The sequence below is a fragment of the Litoreibacter ascidiaceicola genome, from assembly GCF_900129235.1.
Lineage (GTDB): Bacteria > Pseudomonadota > Alphaproteobacteria > Rhodobacterales > Rhodobacteraceae > Litoreibacter > Litoreibacter ascidiaceicola.
Window position 1 is genome coordinate 378,270 of the sequence record NZ_FQUV01000003.1, and the last position, 16,169, is coordinate 394,438.

The 16,169-nt window shown below is 61.7% G+C and carries 14 protein-coding genes; 8 read left to right on the forward strand and 6 right to left on the reverse strand.

Annotation, left to right across the window (positions count from 1 at the left end; genetic code table 11):
- Position 1 precedes the first annotated feature (1 nt).
- From thrC to BUB72_RS08050, 5 genes are all read left to right on the forward strand, one after another.
- Positions 2-1,390: a threonine synthase gene (gene thrC / locus BUB72_RS08030; RefSeq protein WP_073142609.1), complete on the forward strand. Its 1,389-nt coding sequence runs from the start codon at positions 2-4 to the stop codon at positions 1,388-1,390.
- Complete coding sequence (locus tag BUB72_RS08035; RefSeq protein WP_073142611.1) at positions 1,387-2,646, forward strand: M16 family metallopeptidase; 1,260 nt, start codon at positions 1,387-1,389, stop codon at positions 2,644-2,646. The genes thrC and BUB72_RS08035 overlap by 4 nt, the downstream gene beginning before the upstream one ends.
- Complete coding sequence (locus BUB72_RS08040) at positions 2,646-3,230, forward strand: GNAT family N-acetyltransferase (protein WP_073142612.1); 585 nt, start codon at positions 2,646-2,648, stop codon at positions 3,228-3,230. Before BUB72_RS08035 ends, BUB72_RS08040 begins: the two co-directional genes overlap by 1 nt.
- Before the next feature lie 88 nt (positions 3,231-3,318).
- A complete protein-coding gene (locus BUB72_RS08045; protein WP_073142613.1) occupies positions 3,319-4,122 on the forward strand; it encodes an MBL fold metallo-hydrolase in 804 nt (267 codons plus the stop codon).
- A gap of 37 nt (positions 4,123-4,159) precedes the next feature.
- The gene (locus BUB72_RS08050; protein ID WP_073142616.1) at positions 4,160-5,572 is read left to right on the forward strand and encodes an FAD-binding oxidoreductase; all 1,413 of its coding nucleotides are present in this window, start codon (positions 4,160-4,162) and stop codon (positions 5,570-5,572) included.
- A gap of 128 nt (positions 5,573-5,700) precedes the next feature.
- On the opposite strand, the gene BUB72_RS08055 is transcribed toward BUB72_RS08050, so the two are convergent.
- From BUB72_RS08055 to BUB72_RS08065, 3 genes are all read right to left on the reverse strand, one after another.
- The gene (locus BUB72_RS08055; protein ID WP_073142617.1) at positions 5,701-6,240 is read right to left on the reverse strand and encodes an adenine phosphoribosyltransferase; all 540 of its coding nucleotides are present in this window, start codon (positions 6,238-6,240) and stop codon (positions 5,701-5,703) included.
- 61 nt (positions 6,241-6,301) lie between these two features.
- Positions 6,302-7,129, reverse strand: a complete 828-nt coding sequence (locus tag BUB72_RS08060) for a M15 family metallopeptidase (RefSeq protein ID WP_073142618.1) — start codon at positions 7,127-7,129, stop codon at positions 6,302-6,304.
- A gap of 105 nt (positions 7,130-7,234) precedes the next feature.
- The gene (locus BUB72_RS08065; protein ID WP_073142619.1) at positions 7,235-8,107 is read right to left on the reverse strand and encodes an S-methyl-5'-thioadenosine phosphorylase; all 873 of its coding nucleotides are present in this window, start codon (positions 8,105-8,107) and stop codon (positions 7,235-7,237) included.
- Positions 8,108-8,291: 184 nt separating this feature from the next.
- Here BUB72_RS08065 and BUB72_RS08070 point away from each other — a divergent pair, with 184 nt between their 5' ends.
- Positions 8,292-9,968, forward strand: a complete 1,677-nt coding sequence (locus BUB72_RS08070) for a SulP family inorganic anion transporter (RefSeq protein WP_245814771.1) — start codon at positions 8,292-8,294, stop codon at positions 9,966-9,968.
- Between the two features lie 278 nt (positions 9,969-10,246).
- Here BUB72_RS08070 and BUB72_RS08075 read toward each other — a convergent pair whose 3' ends face one another.
- Positions 10,247-10,852, reverse strand: coding sequence for a flavin reductase family protein (locus BUB72_RS08075; RefSeq protein WP_073142621.1), 606 nt, complete (start codon positions 10,850-10,852; stop codon positions 10,247-10,249).
- A 78-nt stretch (positions 10,853-10,930) separates the two neighbouring features.
- Here BUB72_RS08075 and BUB72_RS08080 point away from each other — a divergent pair, with 78 nt between their 5' ends.
- Positions 10,931-11,422 (forward strand): GNAT family N-acetyltransferase, encoded by a 492-nt coding sequence (locus BUB72_RS08080; protein ID WP_073142623.1) that lies wholly within the window; start codon positions 10,931-10,933, stop codon positions 11,420-11,422.
- A gap of 5 nt (positions 11,423-11,427) precedes the next feature.
- A complete protein-coding gene (locus BUB72_RS08085) occupies positions 11,428-12,204 on the forward strand; it encodes an EcsC family protein (RefSeq protein WP_073142625.1) in 777 nt (258 codons plus the stop codon).
- A 169-nt stretch (positions 12,205-12,373) separates the two neighbouring features.
- On the opposite strand, the gene ptsP is transcribed toward BUB72_RS08085, so the two are convergent.
- The gene (gene ptsP, locus BUB72_RS08090; protein WP_073142627.1) at positions 12,374-14,629 is read right to left on the reverse strand and encodes a phosphoenolpyruvate--protein phosphotransferase; all 2,256 of its coding nucleotides are present in this window, start codon (positions 14,627-14,629) and stop codon (positions 12,374-12,376) included.
- A 291-nt stretch (positions 14,630-14,920) separates the two neighbouring features.
- The gene (locus tag BUB72_RS08095; RefSeq protein ID WP_073142629.1) at positions 14,921-16,159 is read right to left on the reverse strand and encodes an aspartate kinase; all 1,239 of its coding nucleotides are present in this window, start codon (positions 16,157-16,159) and stop codon (positions 14,921-14,923) included.
- Positions 16,160-16,169 lie beyond the last annotated feature (10 nt).

Sequence of the window (16,169 nt, forward strand, 5' to 3'; positions counted from 1 at the left end):
CATGCGTTACATCTCGACCCGCGGCAAAGCCCCTGTCCTGACATTCGAGCAGGCCATGCTCACCGGCCTTGCCCGCGACGGCGGATTGTACCTGCCCGAGAGCATCCCGACGCTGGACCATGACGCTATCCGCGCCATGCGCGGCGCGTCCTATGAGGACGTGGCCTTCACGGTCATGCGCCCCTTCATCGGCGACACTTTTACCGACGCCGAGTTCCGCGAGATCATCGCCAAGGCTTACGAAGGTTTCGGCCACGACGCCCGCGCACCTTTGGTGCAACTGGGCGCGAACCACTACCTGCTGGAGTTGTTCCACGGTCCGACCTTGGCGTTCAAAGACTTCGCCATGCAGATGATCGGCCAGATGTTCCAAGCCGCTCTGAAACGCTCTGGCGAGCGGGTGACCATCGTGGGGGCCACCTCCGGCGACACAGGCTCCGCCGCGATCGAGGCGTTCCGGGGGTTGGACGCGGTCGACGTCTTCATCCTGTTCCCGCAAGGCCGTGTGTCTGACGTGCAGCGTCGCCAGATGACGACGCCCTCCGAGGACAACGTGCACGCCTTGGCTATCGAAGGCGACTTCGACACCTGCCAATCCGCCGTCAAAGATATGTTCAACGATTTCGACTTCCGCGACGGGGTGCGCCTTGCAGGGATCAATTCGATCAACTGGGCGCGGGTGCTGGCGCAGGTGGTGTATTACTTCACCTCCGCCGTGAGCCTCGGTGCACCGGACCGAGAGATCAACTTTACCGTGCCAACAGGCAATTTCGGAGACATCTTCGCGGGCTACATTGCCAAGCAGATGGGCCTGCCGATTGGCGAATTGGTGATTGCCACAAACCAGAACGACATCCTGCACCGCACGCTGGAAACGGGCGCTTATACGACCGATGGCGTGAAGCCGTCGATCAGCCCGTCGATGGACATTCAGGTGTCGTCAAACTTCGAGCGCGCGCTGTTCTACGCCTATGGCCAAGATGGCGCTGCGGTGTCGGACCAGATGGACGAACTCAAAGCCAGCGGTGAATTCAAGGTCAGCCAAGGCGCTTACGAGGCGCTGAAGGAGACCTATGCGTCGGGTCGTGTCAGTGAGGAGGAAACCTCCGCCATGATCACCCGCGCCAACGCGACGATGGGCGAGTTGCTTTGCCCACACTCCGCCGTGGGTGTTAAAGTGGCGATGGACCATCTGGGTACAACGCCGATGGTGACGCTTGCCACAGCACATCCCGCAAAATTTCCGGCCGCCGTGGAAGCTGCGTCCGGCCACCATCCTGAATTGCCCGACCGCATGTCGGACCTGTTCGAGCGCGAGGAGCGCATGACCGAATTGCCAAATGACATCGAGAAGATCAAAGCCCTGATCCGCGAGCGTATCAACGCATGAGGCAACAGCTGACCACCCTGTCCAACGGGTTCCGTATCGTGACCGAGCACATGCCGTCTCTGGAAAGCGCCAGCGTGGGGATCTGGGTCAATGCGGGCGGCCGCCACGAGCGTATCGAGCAAAACGGCATCGCGCATTTCTTGGAACACATGGCCTTCAAAGGCACCAAGCGGCGCAGCGCGTTGCAGATCGCCGAGGCGATCGAGGACGTGGGTGGCTATATCAACGCCTACACCTCGCGCGAGGTGACGGCTTATTACGCCCGCGTCTTAAAAAATGACGTGCCGCTGGCGATGGATGTGATCGGCGACATCGTACGCCACCCTGTGTTCGACCCGCGCGAGATCGAGGTCGAACGCGGCGTGATCTTGCAGGAAATCGGCATGTCTCTGGACACGCCGGATGATGTGATTTTCGACTGGCTGCAAGAGGCGGCCTATCCAGAGCAGCCAATCGGGCGCACCATTCTGGGGCCGACGGAGCGGGTCTCGAACTTCTCGCGTGCGGATCTGTCGGCGTTCGTGGGGGAGCATTACGGCCCGCAAAACCTGATCCTGTCGGCGGCAGGTGCGGTGGACCACGACGAGATCGTGCGCATGGCTGAAGACATGTTCGGGGACATGCCAGCAGGGGCCGCATTGACAGCGGAACATGCCAGTTTTGCCGCGGGCGAGCGGCGCGAAGTGAAAGCGCTGGAGCAGGCGCATTTCACCTTGGCGCTCGAAGCGCCGGGCTATCGCGACGATGATTTCTATACCGCGCAGGTGTTCGCGTCCGCGTTCGGTGGCGGCATGTCCTCTCGGCTGTTCCAAGAGGTGCGCGAAAAGCGCGGGCTTTGCTACTCGATCTACAGCTCTATCGGCAGCTATTCCGACACCGGCATGATGACCGTCTATGCAGGCACATCCGGCGACGATATCGCCGGATTGGCCGATATCACCGTGGACGAGTTGAAACGCGCCGCGGGGGATATGTCCGAGGCGGAAGTGAACCGCGCGCGTGTGCAGATGAAAGCAGGCATGCTGATGGGGCTGGAAAGCCCGTCGTCGCGGGCCGAGCGGCTGGCGCGGCTGGTCGGCATCTGGGGCCGCGTGCCGCCCTTGTCGGAGACCATCGACAAGATCGACGCGGTCGATGTCGCACAGGTACGCGGTTTTGCGCAGAAACTGGCCGGAGCCGAAGCGGCGATGGCCCTATATGGTCCGGTGGAAAAAGCCCGCGATCTGGCCCATGTCGCCCGCAGGCTTGCCGCGTGATGTTGGGGCGCAAGCGTAAGGTCCGTATCGAGACGGAACGTATGACGCTGCGCCTGCCTGCGCATGGCGATTACCGCGAATGGGCGTCGCTTCGGTCGTCGTCGGTCGAATTCCTGACCCCTTGGGAGCCGTCCTGGGCATCCGATCATCTGACTCGCAAAAGCTTTACCAACCGCGTCTACTGGGCGCAGCGCTCCGTGAATAACGGCAATGCCATTCCGGTGTTTCTGGAGCGGCGTGAGGACAAGGCTTTGCTGGGCGCGATCACGCTGGACAATATCCGGCGCGGCCCTGCGCAGGCGGGGACGTTGGGCTACTGGATGGGCCAGCACTATGCCCGCCACGGCTATATGCAGGAAGCCATCCTCGGGCTGGTGCATTATGCATTTACGACGCTGGATTTGAGCCGCGTCGAGGCGGCGTGCCTGCCGGAAAACACCGCATCGCGCGGAGTGCTGGAGAAATCGGGTTTCAAGTATGAAGGTGTCGCGCAGAGCTATTTGCAGATCAACGGGCGTTGGCGCAATCATGTGCTGTTCGCCAATTTGCGCGGCGACCGTCGGGGCAAAACGGATGTGGGCTAACGGTGCTGGCGTGGGCTCTTTGAATATTTTTGCCAAGATGAAGACCATTTGATTTTGCCCTGAGCCCCGTATGATCTAACTTTGAGCTATGCGATGGGTATTTCTCTTTTTGATGATGCCGCTTGCGGCACTGGCTCAGGACCGCAGGCCGAGCCATTGTATTGCTTTGGCCGAAGCGCCGGGGGTCGAATATATCCAACGCGCCGCATTCGGGGAGGCGCTGGACGACTACACCGTTCGGCTCAGCTACATTGCCCATGCCACTTTTATTCTGGAGACGTCGGGCGGGCTGACGGCGGCCACCGACTACACCGGATTTTTTGGGGTGCGGGATTTTGTGCCGGATGTGGCGACGATGAACCACGCCCATTCCAGCCATTGGACGCCGAGCCCTGATCCGCGCATCAAGCATGTGCTGCGCGGCTGGCAGGAGGAGCATCATCTGGACCTTGGCGAGATGCTGGTGCGCAATGTGTCGACGGACATTCGCGGGCAGTTTTCCGGCGATGTCGAGGAGGATGGTAATTCCATCTTCGTGTTCGAGGTCGCGGGGCTGTGCATCGGGCATCTGGGGCATTTGCATCACGAGCCCGATCAGGCGCAATATGCGGCCCTTGGGCGGATCGACGTGGTTATGGCCCCCGTGGATGGCGGGCTGACGCTGGATTTGCCGACCATGGTGAAGGTGTTGAAACGGCTGAAATCCTCGGTGGTGATTCCGATGCATTGGTGGGCTGATGGCTCGCTGGGGCGGTTCGTGGCTGGAATGGCGGATGAGTTCGCAATTGATCGCCGCACCGACAGCTCGCTAGAGATATCGCTGCGCACGCTGCCAAAGCGGCCCACCGTGATCACCTTACGGCCTGCCTATTTGCGGGCCCCGATTGAATGAGCTTTCCCTTGCCGAATAGCCGCGCAATAAAGACCCCATGCTGAATTCTGTGACTGACGCCCTGCGGGCAGAGCTGACCTCGAAACTTCCCGAAGCCGCGTTTCGCGAGCTGACCGACGCCTACCTGCACGAGCCGCGCGGGCGCTATCACGGGGGCGACGGCTTTCTGGTTGCGCCCGATTGCACGCGGGATGTCGCATTGGTGGTGCGGGCCTGCGCCGCGGCAGGGGTCGGAATTATTCCCTATGGTGGTGGGACCGGCCTTGTCGGCGGGCAGGTGCTGGAGAGCGGCCCCGTGCCGGTGATCCTGTCACTGGAGCGGATGACCAAAATCCGCGACGTGTTTCCGAACGAGAATGTGCTGGTGGCCGAGGCGGGAACGATCCTTGCATCGGTTCAGGACGCCGCCGAGGCGGTTAACCGCGTGTTTCCGTTATCATTGGCCTCCGAAGGGTCTGCGCGGATTGGCGGCAACCTGTCCACAAATGCAGGCGGAGTGAATGTGCTGCGCTACGGCAATGCACGGGATTTATGCGTCGGGCTGGAGGCGGTGCTGCCGGACGGCGCGATCCTGAACGGGCTGTCGCGGCTGAAAAAGAACAACACCGGCTATGACCTGCGCCATCTGATGATCGGGGCGGAAGGGACGCTGGGGATTATCACCGCCGCATCGCTGAAACTGTTCCCGAAACCGGCAGGCGAGGGGGCCGCGTTAATGGTTGTGCCGGACCCGCAGGCCGCGCTTGATCTGCTGACTTTGGCGGGGGATTTGCTGGGGCATCAGGTCTCGGCCTTCGAGTTGATCAACCATATGGGGCTGGATTTCCTAGGCGAGGTCGGGCCGGATGTCCGCGTGCCCTTCGAGCAGGCACCGGAGTGGATGGTCCTGATTGATGTCGGCTGTGTCGCGGGAGTGGAGCCGTCGCAGGCGCTGGAGCGATTGTTTGAAGCCGGAGCGGAACGGGGTTTGGTGAGTGATGGTGTGATTGCGCAGTCCGGCGCGCAGCGGGAGGCGTTCTGGACCATCCGAGAGAGCATTCCGGAGGCGAACCGCCGGATCGGCTCGGTCTCGTCGCATGACACGTCTGTTCCGGTCGGGCGCATACCCGAATTCATCGACCGTGCGGGCAAGGCGCTGGCGCGGGTCGACGACTTCCGGATCAACTGCTTTGGCCATGTGGGGGACGGCAACTTGCATTACAACGTATTTCCCCAAAAGGGGAAGTCGCGGGCGGACCACGACCACCAGCGCGCCGAGGTGAAGCGGATCGTGCATGATCTGGCGGTGGAGATGGGTGGTTCGTTTTCGGCAGAGCACGGGATCGGGCGGCTTAAAGTTGATGATCTGAACCGCTATGGCGACCCGACAAAGCTGGCGGCGATGCGGGCGATCAAGGCGGCGCTGGACCCGAAGGGTATTATGAATCCCGGCGCGGTGGTGACGGGGTAGCGAGATGAGTGGGGCTCTGCCCCACATGCGGTGAATTCAGTGGGGCTCTGCCCCACACGCGGCGAATTCAGTGGGGCTCTGCCCCACACCCCGAGGTATTTTTGAAGCAATGATGGGGGGGGTGCGGGTTAGTCGCCTTCGAATTCGCATAGCACATGGACATCCTGGCCCATGGCTTCCAATTTGGCGCGCCCGCCCAGATCGGGCAGGTCGATGATGAAGCTGCATCCGATGACTTCGGCACCCAGCTTTTCGATCAGCTTGATGCCAGCCTCGGCGGTGCCGCCGGTGGCGAGCAAATCGTCAACCAGAAGCACCTTTTCGCCCGGCTGCAGGCTGTCTTCGTGCAGCTCCATCGTCGCTTCGCCATATTCGAGCTGGTAGCTTTGCGCGATGGTCTTTCCGGGCAGTTTGCCCTTCTTGCGGATCGGCACGAAGCCCGTGGACAACTGGTGCGCGATGGCGCCGCCCATGATGAAGCCGCGTGCCTCCAGCCCTGCCACTTTGTCGAACCGGATGCCCGCATAGGGGTGCAGCAACTGGTCGACCGCCATGCGAAACCCGCGGGCGTCCAGAAACAGGGTGGTGACATCGCGGAACATGATCCCCTCATGGGGGAAGTTCGGGATGGTGCGAATATAGTCTTTGACCTGCTTGGTGTTTGGCATGACCGGCTCCGGAGATTGCGTGCATCTCCGGATACCTTAGCGCTGCGGTGGTTAAAAGCCTTTAACCCAAGCGCGCGGCCTGCACATGCATCCAGTCGAAATTCTTGACGCGGCCCAGCGACGTCCAGCCTTGCCGTTCCCAGATTTCCCAGAAGTCGGCGCAGTCGGGATGGGCGAAACTGGCGCGGCCACGGCCCCATTTCAGGCGGTTGCGTTCGGGGTCGAAGTCGATGGCGATGCCCCAGCTATGGGTGGACCAGCTGCTGCCGCCGCGCATCTTACGCGGGTTGTAATCGCCGCCGAACAGATCGAAGCCGAGGCGTTCGATTTCCTTGAGGCCGTAATGGTCATGCACCCGTTCGACGACCTCGCCCAGACTGTCGGCCACTTTGCGGTGCACCCTGAAGCCGGAGCGGCGTTGCGCCTTGTTCCACGCGATTTTGAGTGGCCAGGGGCAGGGCACGCTGACCAGATCGGGGGAGCGCCCGCCGGGGGTGCCGTGGGGGCCGTAGAAATTCGTCATCTGGGATTGCTTGGGGAACTGGTGCGGGTTGGCTTCGATCGGCTCCACGTCGCGCCACGCATGGATGAAGCCGTTTTGCAGCTTTTCCGCCAGCGCGTCGGCGGCCCAAGCGGTTTGCGGCCCCCAGAAGCCGTCGATGGTGCCTGCGTTGACGTCGCAGGCATGGCAGTAGAGCTGCAGAAAAACCAGCGTTTGCCGTTTGCCGCTCAGTCGTTTCCAGTTGGAGGGCGGGGTGCCGCCAATCTGTGGAATACCCTTCTTGACAGCGGCATGTGTCTTAGGCCCTCGATCGCCGTCAATCCGGCCGGAGTAATGTCCCATGTCCTTGAGCTTGGATTGCACAAGCTTGATGGCTGCTGTGTCCATTAAAAACACTCCCTCGCTATTGTCTTGATAGGGAGAGTTTACCACAGGTAAGGCAAGCGCAGACGTGAATTGCATGCTGCGCTTGCAAGTGTTTGTTATTGAAAGTTAAAGTATGCGACCCGCGACCGCATCCAGCTTGGCCATCACGGTTTTATCACGGGCATCGGGCGCGGTGAGAATGGCGTATTCCAGCGCGCGGTCGCAGCCATGGGGGCAGGGCGCGCGCTCTGATCCTAGCAGGGCGGGCAGCATGGCCACCATGTCGCGCGCCTTGCTGGCGTTGCCCATCAAGGTGGCGATGATCTGCGTCACGTCGACCTCGCCATGGTCGGGGTGCCAGCTGTCATAGTCGGTGATCATGGCGACGCTTGCGTAGCAAAGCTCGGCTTCTCGGGCGAGCTTGGCTTCGGGCATGTTGGTCATGCCGATCACGTCCGCGCCCCAGCTGTCGCGGTACATCCGGCTTTCGGCCAGTGTCGAGAATTGCGGGCCTTCCATTGCCAGATAGGTGCCGCCCTGATGGACATTGATGCCGGTGTCTTTGGCCGCCTCCAGACAGGCTGCGCCAAGGCGTGGGCAGGTCGGGTGCGCGACTGAGACATGCGCCACGCAGCCGGTGCCGAAGAACGACTTTTCGCGGGCAAAGGTGCGGTCGATGAACTGGTCGACGATGACGAAATCACCCGGCGCCATTTCCTCGCGGAACGACCCACAGGCGGAGACCGAGATGACATCCGTTACCCCGATCCTCTTCAGCGCGTCGATATTGGCGCGGTAGGGAACCGTGGTGGGCGAATGCACATGGCCGCGCCCGTGGCGGGGCAGGAACGCCATTTTGACGCCATTCAAAGTGCCGGTGAGGATCGCGTCGGACGGGGTGCCCCACGGGGTCTCGACGGTTTGCCATTCAGCGCCTTCCAGCCCGTCGATCTCGTAGAGGCCGGAGCCGCCGATCACACCGATCATCGTATCTGCCATTTGCTGTCCTTCATTCGTGAATTGCGTCAGGTCGGGGCATATTGGCGGAAGGTTAACCGGATGGAAATGCACCGGACGCCACTTCACGCAAGTGTTGGGGCAACTAATCCGTGCATTCCGCGACTGTGTGCGCTAACAGGCGCTCAACTCATCGACATATGTGACCTGAACAAGAGGCAGCAGCGTGACCAACAAGCTGATGGCGTCCCTCGCCAACAATCCGATTTTGAACGAACTAAGCCTTGCGCCTTCCGGCCCCATGGGGGCTGCGCGCTGGCGTATTGAAATTCTGTCCGGCCTGACCGTGGCGCTGGCCTTGGTGCCGGAAGCCGTGGCCTTCGCCTTCGTCGCGGGGGTTCACCCGCTGGTGGGGCTTTATGCGGCCTTTATCGTCGGCCTGATCACGGCGTGCATTGGCGGGCGCCCGGGGATGATCTCCGGTGCGACGGGTGCGTTGGCCGTGGTGATGGTGTCGCTGGTGGCAGCGCACGGGGTCGAATACCTGTTCGCCACGGTGATCCTGATGGGCCTGCTGCAAATTGGGGCGGGTATCTTCAAGCTGGGCAAGTTCATCCGGCTGGTGCCGCATCCGGTGATGCTGGGCTTTGTGAACGGCCTCGCGATTGTTATTTTCCTCGCACAGATGAGCCAGTTTCAGGTGCCCGGCACCGCAGATGGTGGTGGCCACGCGATGGCCAATGGCCAATGGATGACCGGTTTGCCACTGGCGATGATGCTGGGCTTGACCGTGCTGACCATGGGCATCATCTGGGCCACGCCTAAAGTGACCTCGCTGATCCCTGCGCCGCTTGCGGGCATTGGCATCGTGGCGCTGATCGTCATTGGCTTTGGTATCGACGTGCCGCGGGTGGGTGATCTGGCCTCCATCAAGGGCGGTCTGCCGCCGTTCCACATCCCGTTCAGCTTCGGCGCAGGCGGTGGCACGGGCCTTTATGGCGACATGCTGGCCCCGTTCAATCTGGAGACCCTGTGGATTATCGCCCCCTACGCGCTGATCCTAGCGGCGATCGGCCTGATCGAAAGCCTGCTGACGCTGAACCTTGTCGGCGAAATCGTCAACAAGCGTGGCGGCGCTAGCCAAGAATGCGTCGCCCAGGGCGTGGCCAACACCGTCACCGGCTTCTTTGGCGGCATGGGTGGTTGTGCGATGATCGGGCAGTCGATGATCAACGTGAAATCCGGTGGCCGCACCCGCGCGGCGGGCATCGCCGCGGCGCTGTTCTTGCTGGCGTTTATTCTGGTCGCCTCGCCGCTGATCGAGCAGATCCCGCTGGCCGCGTTGGTTGGAGTGATGTTCATGGTGGTGATCGGCACCTTCGCGTGGAACTCGTTCAACATTATGCGCAAGGTGCCACGTCTGGACGCCTTCGTGATCGTCTTGGTGACCATCACCACGGTGATGTATGACCTTGCCATCGCGGTGGTTGTGGGCGTGATCGTCTCGGCGCTGGCCTATGCGTGGCAGAACGCCCGCCGCATCCATGCCGAGACCGAAATCATGGAAGACGGCACCAAGGTCTACAAAGTCGAAGGCCCGCTGTTCTTCGGTTCTGCCGAGGGGTTCTCCGAGTTGTTCACCCCCAACGACGACCCTGACGAGGTCATTATCGACTTCGCAGGCAGCCGTGTGGCGGACCAATCGGCGCTACAGGCCATCGAGGCCGTTGCGGGCAAATACGAGGCCGTTGGCAAGTCGGTGCATTTGCGCCACCTCAGCCGCGACTGCCACGAATTGCTGACCAAGGCTGGCCAGCTGATGATCGACAGTGACGACGACCCTGACTACGAGATCGCCGTGAACTACTCGGTCAAAACCGGTGTCATGGCGGGCGGGCATTAGGCAACGCGCGCTGACGTAGCGAAAGATTAACGGGGGGCGGGTAAAACCTGCCCCTCGACGTCGAACATAGCTCGTGGAATTCAGGGCCTCTGTTATGGGGCAATCTGCATGACGCATGCGTTCAAGATGCAGGGGGTAACGCCCCTGTCTGGCTTAACCCGCGACAGGCGGCGCCGCCATTTATGTATCCAGCGACCCGATTTGAGGGCGCTTTTCCCCAGATAGAGATGCCTCACCACCCCGCGCCGCATTCCGGCGGCTCGGGGCTTTTGGCGTGCTTACTCACCGGGACGGTTCAGACTGAACACGTCTTTGACGTAGGTGTAGTCCTTGTAGCCCAGCCGCGCCAAAGGCTGGAAGGTGGTCACGTCGAACATGCCATCCTTGATGCAATCATCGCGCATATGCACGCCGATGACTTCCCCGAACACGGCGAAATTCGCCTCGCCCGGAAGTTGCACAATCTGCGTCAGTTTGCATTCCAGATTGGCGGGCGCATTCACCACGCGGGAGCAGGGGATGGTGTCGCAGTCGACCCGCTCGATCCCCGCCTTGGCGAACTCGTCCACCTCTTTGTCCCACGGGCCGGATGTCACGTTCATCACGTCCCGCGCCGCGTATTCCACCACGTTGACGCAGAACACGCCCGTGTCGCGGATATTGGCCACGCTGTCCTTGGTGCCGTCGCGGTCCGGCTTGGCGGAGGTGGAGGCGAACATGACCTGAGGCGGCACATACGCCACCGCGTTGAAAAACGAATAGGGCGCGAGGTTCTCGGAGCCGTCAGACCCACGTGTCGATATCCAGCCAATAGGGCGCGGGGTCACAATCGCGTTGAACGGGTTATGGGGCAGCCCGTGGCCGTCTTCGGGGCGGTAGAACATCGGGGGCGTCTCCTTCTTGGTTGCCCAAGGGGTAGCGCCATGTAGACTGTACCGAAAGGGTAAAAACGGGCAGGGCAATTGGAACTTAGGGTTGAGACTCCGCAAGACTGGTGGGCGGTCGAGGCGCTATACGATCTGTCGTTTGCGCCCGGACGTACTGCGCTGTCGTCCTACCGTTTGCGCGACGGGGTCGATCCGGTGCCGGATCTGTCCTTGGTGGCAAGCGACGAGGCGGGCATTATCGGCGGCGCAATCCGCTATTGGCCGATCCGCGTGGGGGCGCATGATGCGCTTTTGCTTGGCCCTGTTGCCGTTCACCCGACCCGTCAGGGCGAGGGGCTTGGCGGTGCCTTGGTGCGCGACAGTCTGGCCCGCGCCGAGACGCTTGGCTGGAAGCGGGTGCTGCTGGTGGGCGACGCGCCATATTACGGAAAATTCGGCTTTCAAAAACTCTCCGGCGTCGAGATGCCGCCGCCCACGAACCCTGATCGGGTGTTGGGACTTTGGGACTGGAAAGACGTGCGCGGCGTGGTGTCCTCCTTGAAAAACGCGCCGACGGGCAGCACTTAAAGGGGATGAACCAGTCCATTTTGCCCCCGACCAAGCCCGCTGATCCCCCTTTGGAGACGCAAATCAAGCATCTTGCCGCCCGTTACCGCAACTCGCGCGGGATCGGGTTGAAAGTGCTGAACGCGCTGGGCGCGAAGGCAGAAGGCCTGCTGGACCATTTGCCGAAAGGCGCGCGCGACGGGCTGGATGGCGCGACGATCAAGGCGTTGGAGTTCAGCTTCGAGGCGGCGGCGAAGACCCGCGCCAATGTGCCGGATTCGGGTCAGTGGATGACCCGTGCGTTGACGATGGGCACAGGGGCTGCTGGCGGGTTCGGCGGGCTGCCATCCGCGCTGGCCGAATTGCCGGTGACCACCACCGTCATCTTGCGCGCCATCCAGACCATCGCCGAGGAGCATGGTTTCGACACCACCCAGCCCGACACGCGGGCGGAATGCTTGCAGGTCTTCGCCTCCGCCGGTCCGCTGGCCGAGGATGACAGCACCGATCTCAACTTTCTGACCCTCCGGCTGAGCGTTACCGGCGCGACGCTGCATGGCGTCATCAAACAGGTGGCCCCGAAGCTGGCCTTGGTGCTGGGCCAAAAGCTTGCCGCACAAACCATTCCGGTTTTGGGGGCCGTCACGGGGGCGGCGATCAACTACAGCTTTACCAGCTATTATCAGGAAATGGCGCATGTCAGCTTCGGGTTGCGGCGACTGGCCGAGGAGACGGGATCGGATCGTGCCGCGCTGGTCGAGGCGTTTCGGCGGGAACTGTCGAACAAAGTGACCCCGCGTTAACTATTCGGTAACCCTGCTGGGGTTATCTGCGCATGCAACGGCTTGACGATCGATAAGAACACAAGCCTGAGGCACGAGTATGTAACCAGTTTCCAGCGGGTCTTCCCTCTCGCTGACGCGGCCTGCCCTTCGGATAACACCGTGCGGCGGGTCGTTTTGTTTTCCGGGGTTAGGACGTCTCGGCGCGGCCCGTTAACCAGTCCATAACGTCGGCCCGAACCGATTGCGCGCCCGTCAGGCGGGCGGCGTCGATGACCTGCTTGGCCTCGGCCAGATCTGTGCGGCGCAGCAGGCTTTTCACCGGACCGATGGAAGCAGGGCGCATGGACAGCGTCCGCAAGCCAATCGCCGCAAAGCACAATGCCTCGACGGGGCGGCCTGCATCTTCGCCGCAGAAACTAACCGGGGTGTTGGTCTCGGTACAGCGCGCGATGATCTGCTCCAGGAAGGTCAGGAAACTGACATTCAGCGTGTCATAGCGTTTGCGGACACGTTCGTTTTCGCGGTCGGCAGCGAAGAAGAACTGTTTCAGATCATTGCCGCCGATGGAGATGAAATCCGCCAGCTCGAAGAACTGTTTGGGGGCGAAGGCCAGCGACGGGGTCTCCAGCATCGCACCGATTTTGACGTCGACAGGCAGGGTATGGCCCAGCTTTCTTTCGCGCTCCAACTCGTCCAGCAGGTGCTGTCTGGCGTCGCGGAATTCGTCGAACTGGGCGACGAACGGGAACATCACCGACAGGGGCCGACCGTTGGCGGCACGGATCAGCGCTTGCAGCTGCATCCGCATCACGCCCTTTTTGTCCAGCCCCACACGAATGGCCCGCCAGCCCATGGCGGGGTTCGGCTCCTCGGTGGCTTTCATATAGGGCAGCACTTTGTCCGACCCGATGTCGAGCGTGCGGAAGACAACCTGCTTGCCCTTCGCCGCATCCATGACAGAGCCGTAGATGGATGCCAGTTCGGACCGGCGCGGCACCCGTGCACGGGTCAGGAACTGCAACTCGGTGCGAAACAGGCCCACGCCTTCCGCGCCCGAGCTGACCAAAGAGGGCAGGTCGGCCATCAGGCCCGCATTCATGTGCAAGGCAATCGTCTCGCCATCCAGTGTGGTGGCAGGTTTTTCGCGGATGGAGGTGTAGCGTTGCTGCGCCTGCGTCTGCATCGCGATCTTGTCGCGGAAGGCAGCGGCAACCGCATCCTCCGGACGCAGATGAACGATACCTTGATCGCCATCGACCAGAATGTGGTCGCCGTTCAGCGCCTCGGTCAGAATCCGCTTGGCATTGATCACCAGCGGGATGGCCCAAGCGCGCGCGACAATCGCCGCGTGGGAACCGACAGAGCCTTCCTCTAACACGATGCCCTTGAGCTTCTTGCCGTAGTCCAGCAACTCCCCCGGCCCGATATTCTTGGCGACCAGAATGGGATTGTCCGGCATTTCCGCGCCGGTGTCGCGTCCTTGTCCGGTCAGCAGACGCAAAAGACGGTTCGACAGGTCGTCCAGATCATGCAAGCGGTCGCGCAGATAGGCATCCGGCACGCTTTCCATGCGGGCGCGGGTGGCGGATTGTTCTTTCTCGACGGCGGCCTCGGCCGACAGGCCCAGCCCGACGTTTTCCTGCATGCGCTTCACCCAAGAGCGGGAGTTGGCGAACATTCGATACGCCTCGATGACCTTCACCTGTTCCTTGTCGGTGTTTTTGCCCATCGCGCCCAGCATCTCGTCGACCGAGCCGCGCAGGGTGGCCATGGCATCCTCCAGACGCCGCAGCTCGACATGGGGGTCGTCGGCAATCGGGTTGGTGATCACGACGCGCGGCTCGTGCAGGTAGACGTGACCCTCTGCGGCCCCTTCTTGGGCGGTGCCGCCGCGGAACAGCGCTTGCTGGACGTGGCGTGCGCTCATCGCGGCGCCTTCGCCCTGGAACGCGCCCAGTTCGGTCATCTCGGCCAGCACCATGGCCACAACTTCCAGCGCGTAAACTTCGTCTTCGGTGTAGCTGCGGGCATTTTTGGACTGCACGACCAGCACGCCGAGCGTGTCGCCAAGTCGCTGAATGGGCAAGCCAAGGAAGGACGAGAAAATCTCCTCGCCGGTCTCCGGCATAAACCGGAATCCGCGGGCGGACGGGGCGTCTGGTGTATTCACCGGCGTGGATGTCCGCGCGACGCGGCCGACAAGACCTTCGCCAATCCGCATCCGCGTCTGGTGGACGGCCTCTTTGTTCAGACCTTCGGTGGCGCATAGCTCCAGCGTTTCGGCATCGCGAAACAGGTAGATTGAGCACACATCAGTCGCCATCGACTCCGCGATGATGGTAGTGATCCGGTCCAGCCTTTCCTGCCCCGCGCCTTCCTCGGCAAGGGTATCGCGCAGGCGGCCAAGCAGCTTGCGGCTTTCACTTTCAGTTCCGTTGGGCAAAACCCTCGCCCCCCCTTGTGGTCTCACTATTTGCTATACGGGAGTTTTCTGGGGAAGTGGAGAGGAGAGACTTACCTGCTTGGAGGAAAGTCGCCGATACGATGCGTTTTCACGCATCACAACACGCCGGATGTTCCTAAAGCGCAAATATTGGGCTGATAAGTCTCATTCTTGGGTGGCGACTGTGCGAATTGTGAAGGCCGTCTTTGCGAGGTCCCCCGAAGACGAACGCCCGCGACGGTGCGCGGGCATTAACGGTATTATCGGCTTTTTGGGAAGAATATTGGGGGTTTAACCCACCTTATCCAACTCGAACGCGTCATGGAGGGCTTGAACGGCCAGCTCCATATATTTGCGGTCGATCAGCACCGAGATTTTGATCTCGGATGTGGTTATCACCTTGATGTTGACGCCTTCGGCCTGAAGGGCGGTAAACATTTTCGCGGCGACGCCTGCGTGGCTACGCATCCCGATGCCGACCACTGAAACTTTTGCCACGTCTGTGTCCGCCACAAGATCGTGGTAGTTGATCGAGCCGGAGGCCTTGGCGTCCGCCATCGCCTTCTCTGCGCGGGCAACTTCGTTGACGGGGCAGGAGAACGTCATATCCGTGCGACCCTCTTCCGAGATGTTTTGCACGATCATGTCCACGTTCACACCCGCCTCGGACAATGGCCCGAAGATGGCGGCTGCGATGCCCGGACGGTCGGCGACCGAGATAAGGGTCATTTTGGCTTCGTCCCTGACGAAGGCCACGCCTGCGACTACGTTGCTTTCCACGATATCCTCCTCGGCACACACAAGCGTGCCCGCGTTGTCGTCCATTTCTTCAAAACTTGACAGAACCCGCAGCTTCACGCCGTAGCGCATGGCCAGCTCGACCGAGCGGGTTTGCAGAACCTTTGCGCCCAAGCTCGCCAGTTCCAGCATTTCCTCGAAGGCGATGCGGTCCAGCTTGCGGGCTTTGTCCTCGATGCGGGGATCGGTGGTGTAGACCCCGTCCACGTCGGTGTAGATATCGCAGCGCTCCGCCTCGAATGCAGCGGCGAACGCCACGGCGGTGGTGTCGGACCCGCCACGCCCCAGCGTGGTGATGCGTCCCTCGGGGCTGATGCCTTGGAAGCCCGCGACCACGGCGACCTTCATGCCTTCGGCGAATTTCGCGTCCAGATTGGCGGTTGGAATTTCCTCGATACGGGCGGAGCCATGGGCGTCCGTCGTCAGCAACGGCACCTGCCAGCCCTGCCAGCTGCGCGCCGGTACGTCCATTTGCTGCAAGGTCAGCGCCATCAGGCCCGCGGTGACGTTTTCGCCCGACGAGACAATCGCGTCATATTCGCGGGCGTCATAGAGCGGCGAGACGTCCTCGACCCAGCCGACCAGCTCGTTGGTCTTGCCGGACATGGCCGACACGATGACGATCACCTCGTAGCCCTTGGCCACCTCTACGCCCACGCGCTTTGCAGCGCGGCGGATGCGGTCCGGATTGGCGACGGACGTGCCGCCGAATTTCATCACCAGTCTTGGCATAGGTTTTGCC

Coding starts and splice junctions, on each gene's coding strand:
- BUB72_RS08045 (WP_073142613.1), top strand. CDS start 3,319: ATGCGATGGGTATTTCTCTTTTTGATGATGCCGCTTGCGGCACTGGCT.
- BUB72_RS08055 (WP_073142617.1), bottom strand. CDS start 6,240: ATGCCAAACACCAAGCAGGTCAAAGACTATATTCGCACCATCCCGAAC.
- BUB72_RS08050 (WP_073142616.1), top strand. CDS start 4,160: ATGCTGAATTCTGTGACTGACGCCCTGCGGGCAGAGCTGACCTCGAAA.
- BUB72_RS08095 (WP_073142629.1), bottom strand. CDS start 16,159: ATGCCAAGACTGGTGATGAAATTCGGCGGCACGTCCGTCGCCAATCCG.
- BUB72_RS08060 (WP_073142618.1), bottom strand. CDS start 7,129: ATGGACACAGCAGCCATCAAGCTTGTGCAATCCAAGCTCAAGGACATG.
- BUB72_RS08085 (WP_073142625.1), top strand. CDS start 11,428: ATGAACCAGTCCATTTTGCCCCCGACCAAGCCCGCTGATCCCCCTTTG.
- BUB72_RS08040 (WP_073142612.1), top strand. CDS start 2,646: ATGTTGGGGCGCAAGCGTAAGGTCCGTATCGAGACGGAACGTATGACG.
- BUB72_RS08035 (WP_073142611.1), top strand. CDS start 1,387: ATGAGGCAACAGCTGACCACCCTGTCCAACGGGTTCCGTATCGTGACC.
- BUB72_RS08075 (WP_073142621.1), bottom strand. CDS start 10,852: ATGTTCTACCGCCCCGAAGACGGCCACGGGCTGCCCCATAACCCGTTC.
- thrC (WP_073142609.1), top strand. CDS start 2: ATGCGTTACATCTCGACCCGCGGCAAAGCCCCTGTCCTGACATTCGAG.
- BUB72_RS08065 (WP_073142619.1), bottom strand. CDS start 8,107: ATGGCAGATACGATGATCGGTGTGATCGGCGGCTCCGGCCTCTACGAG.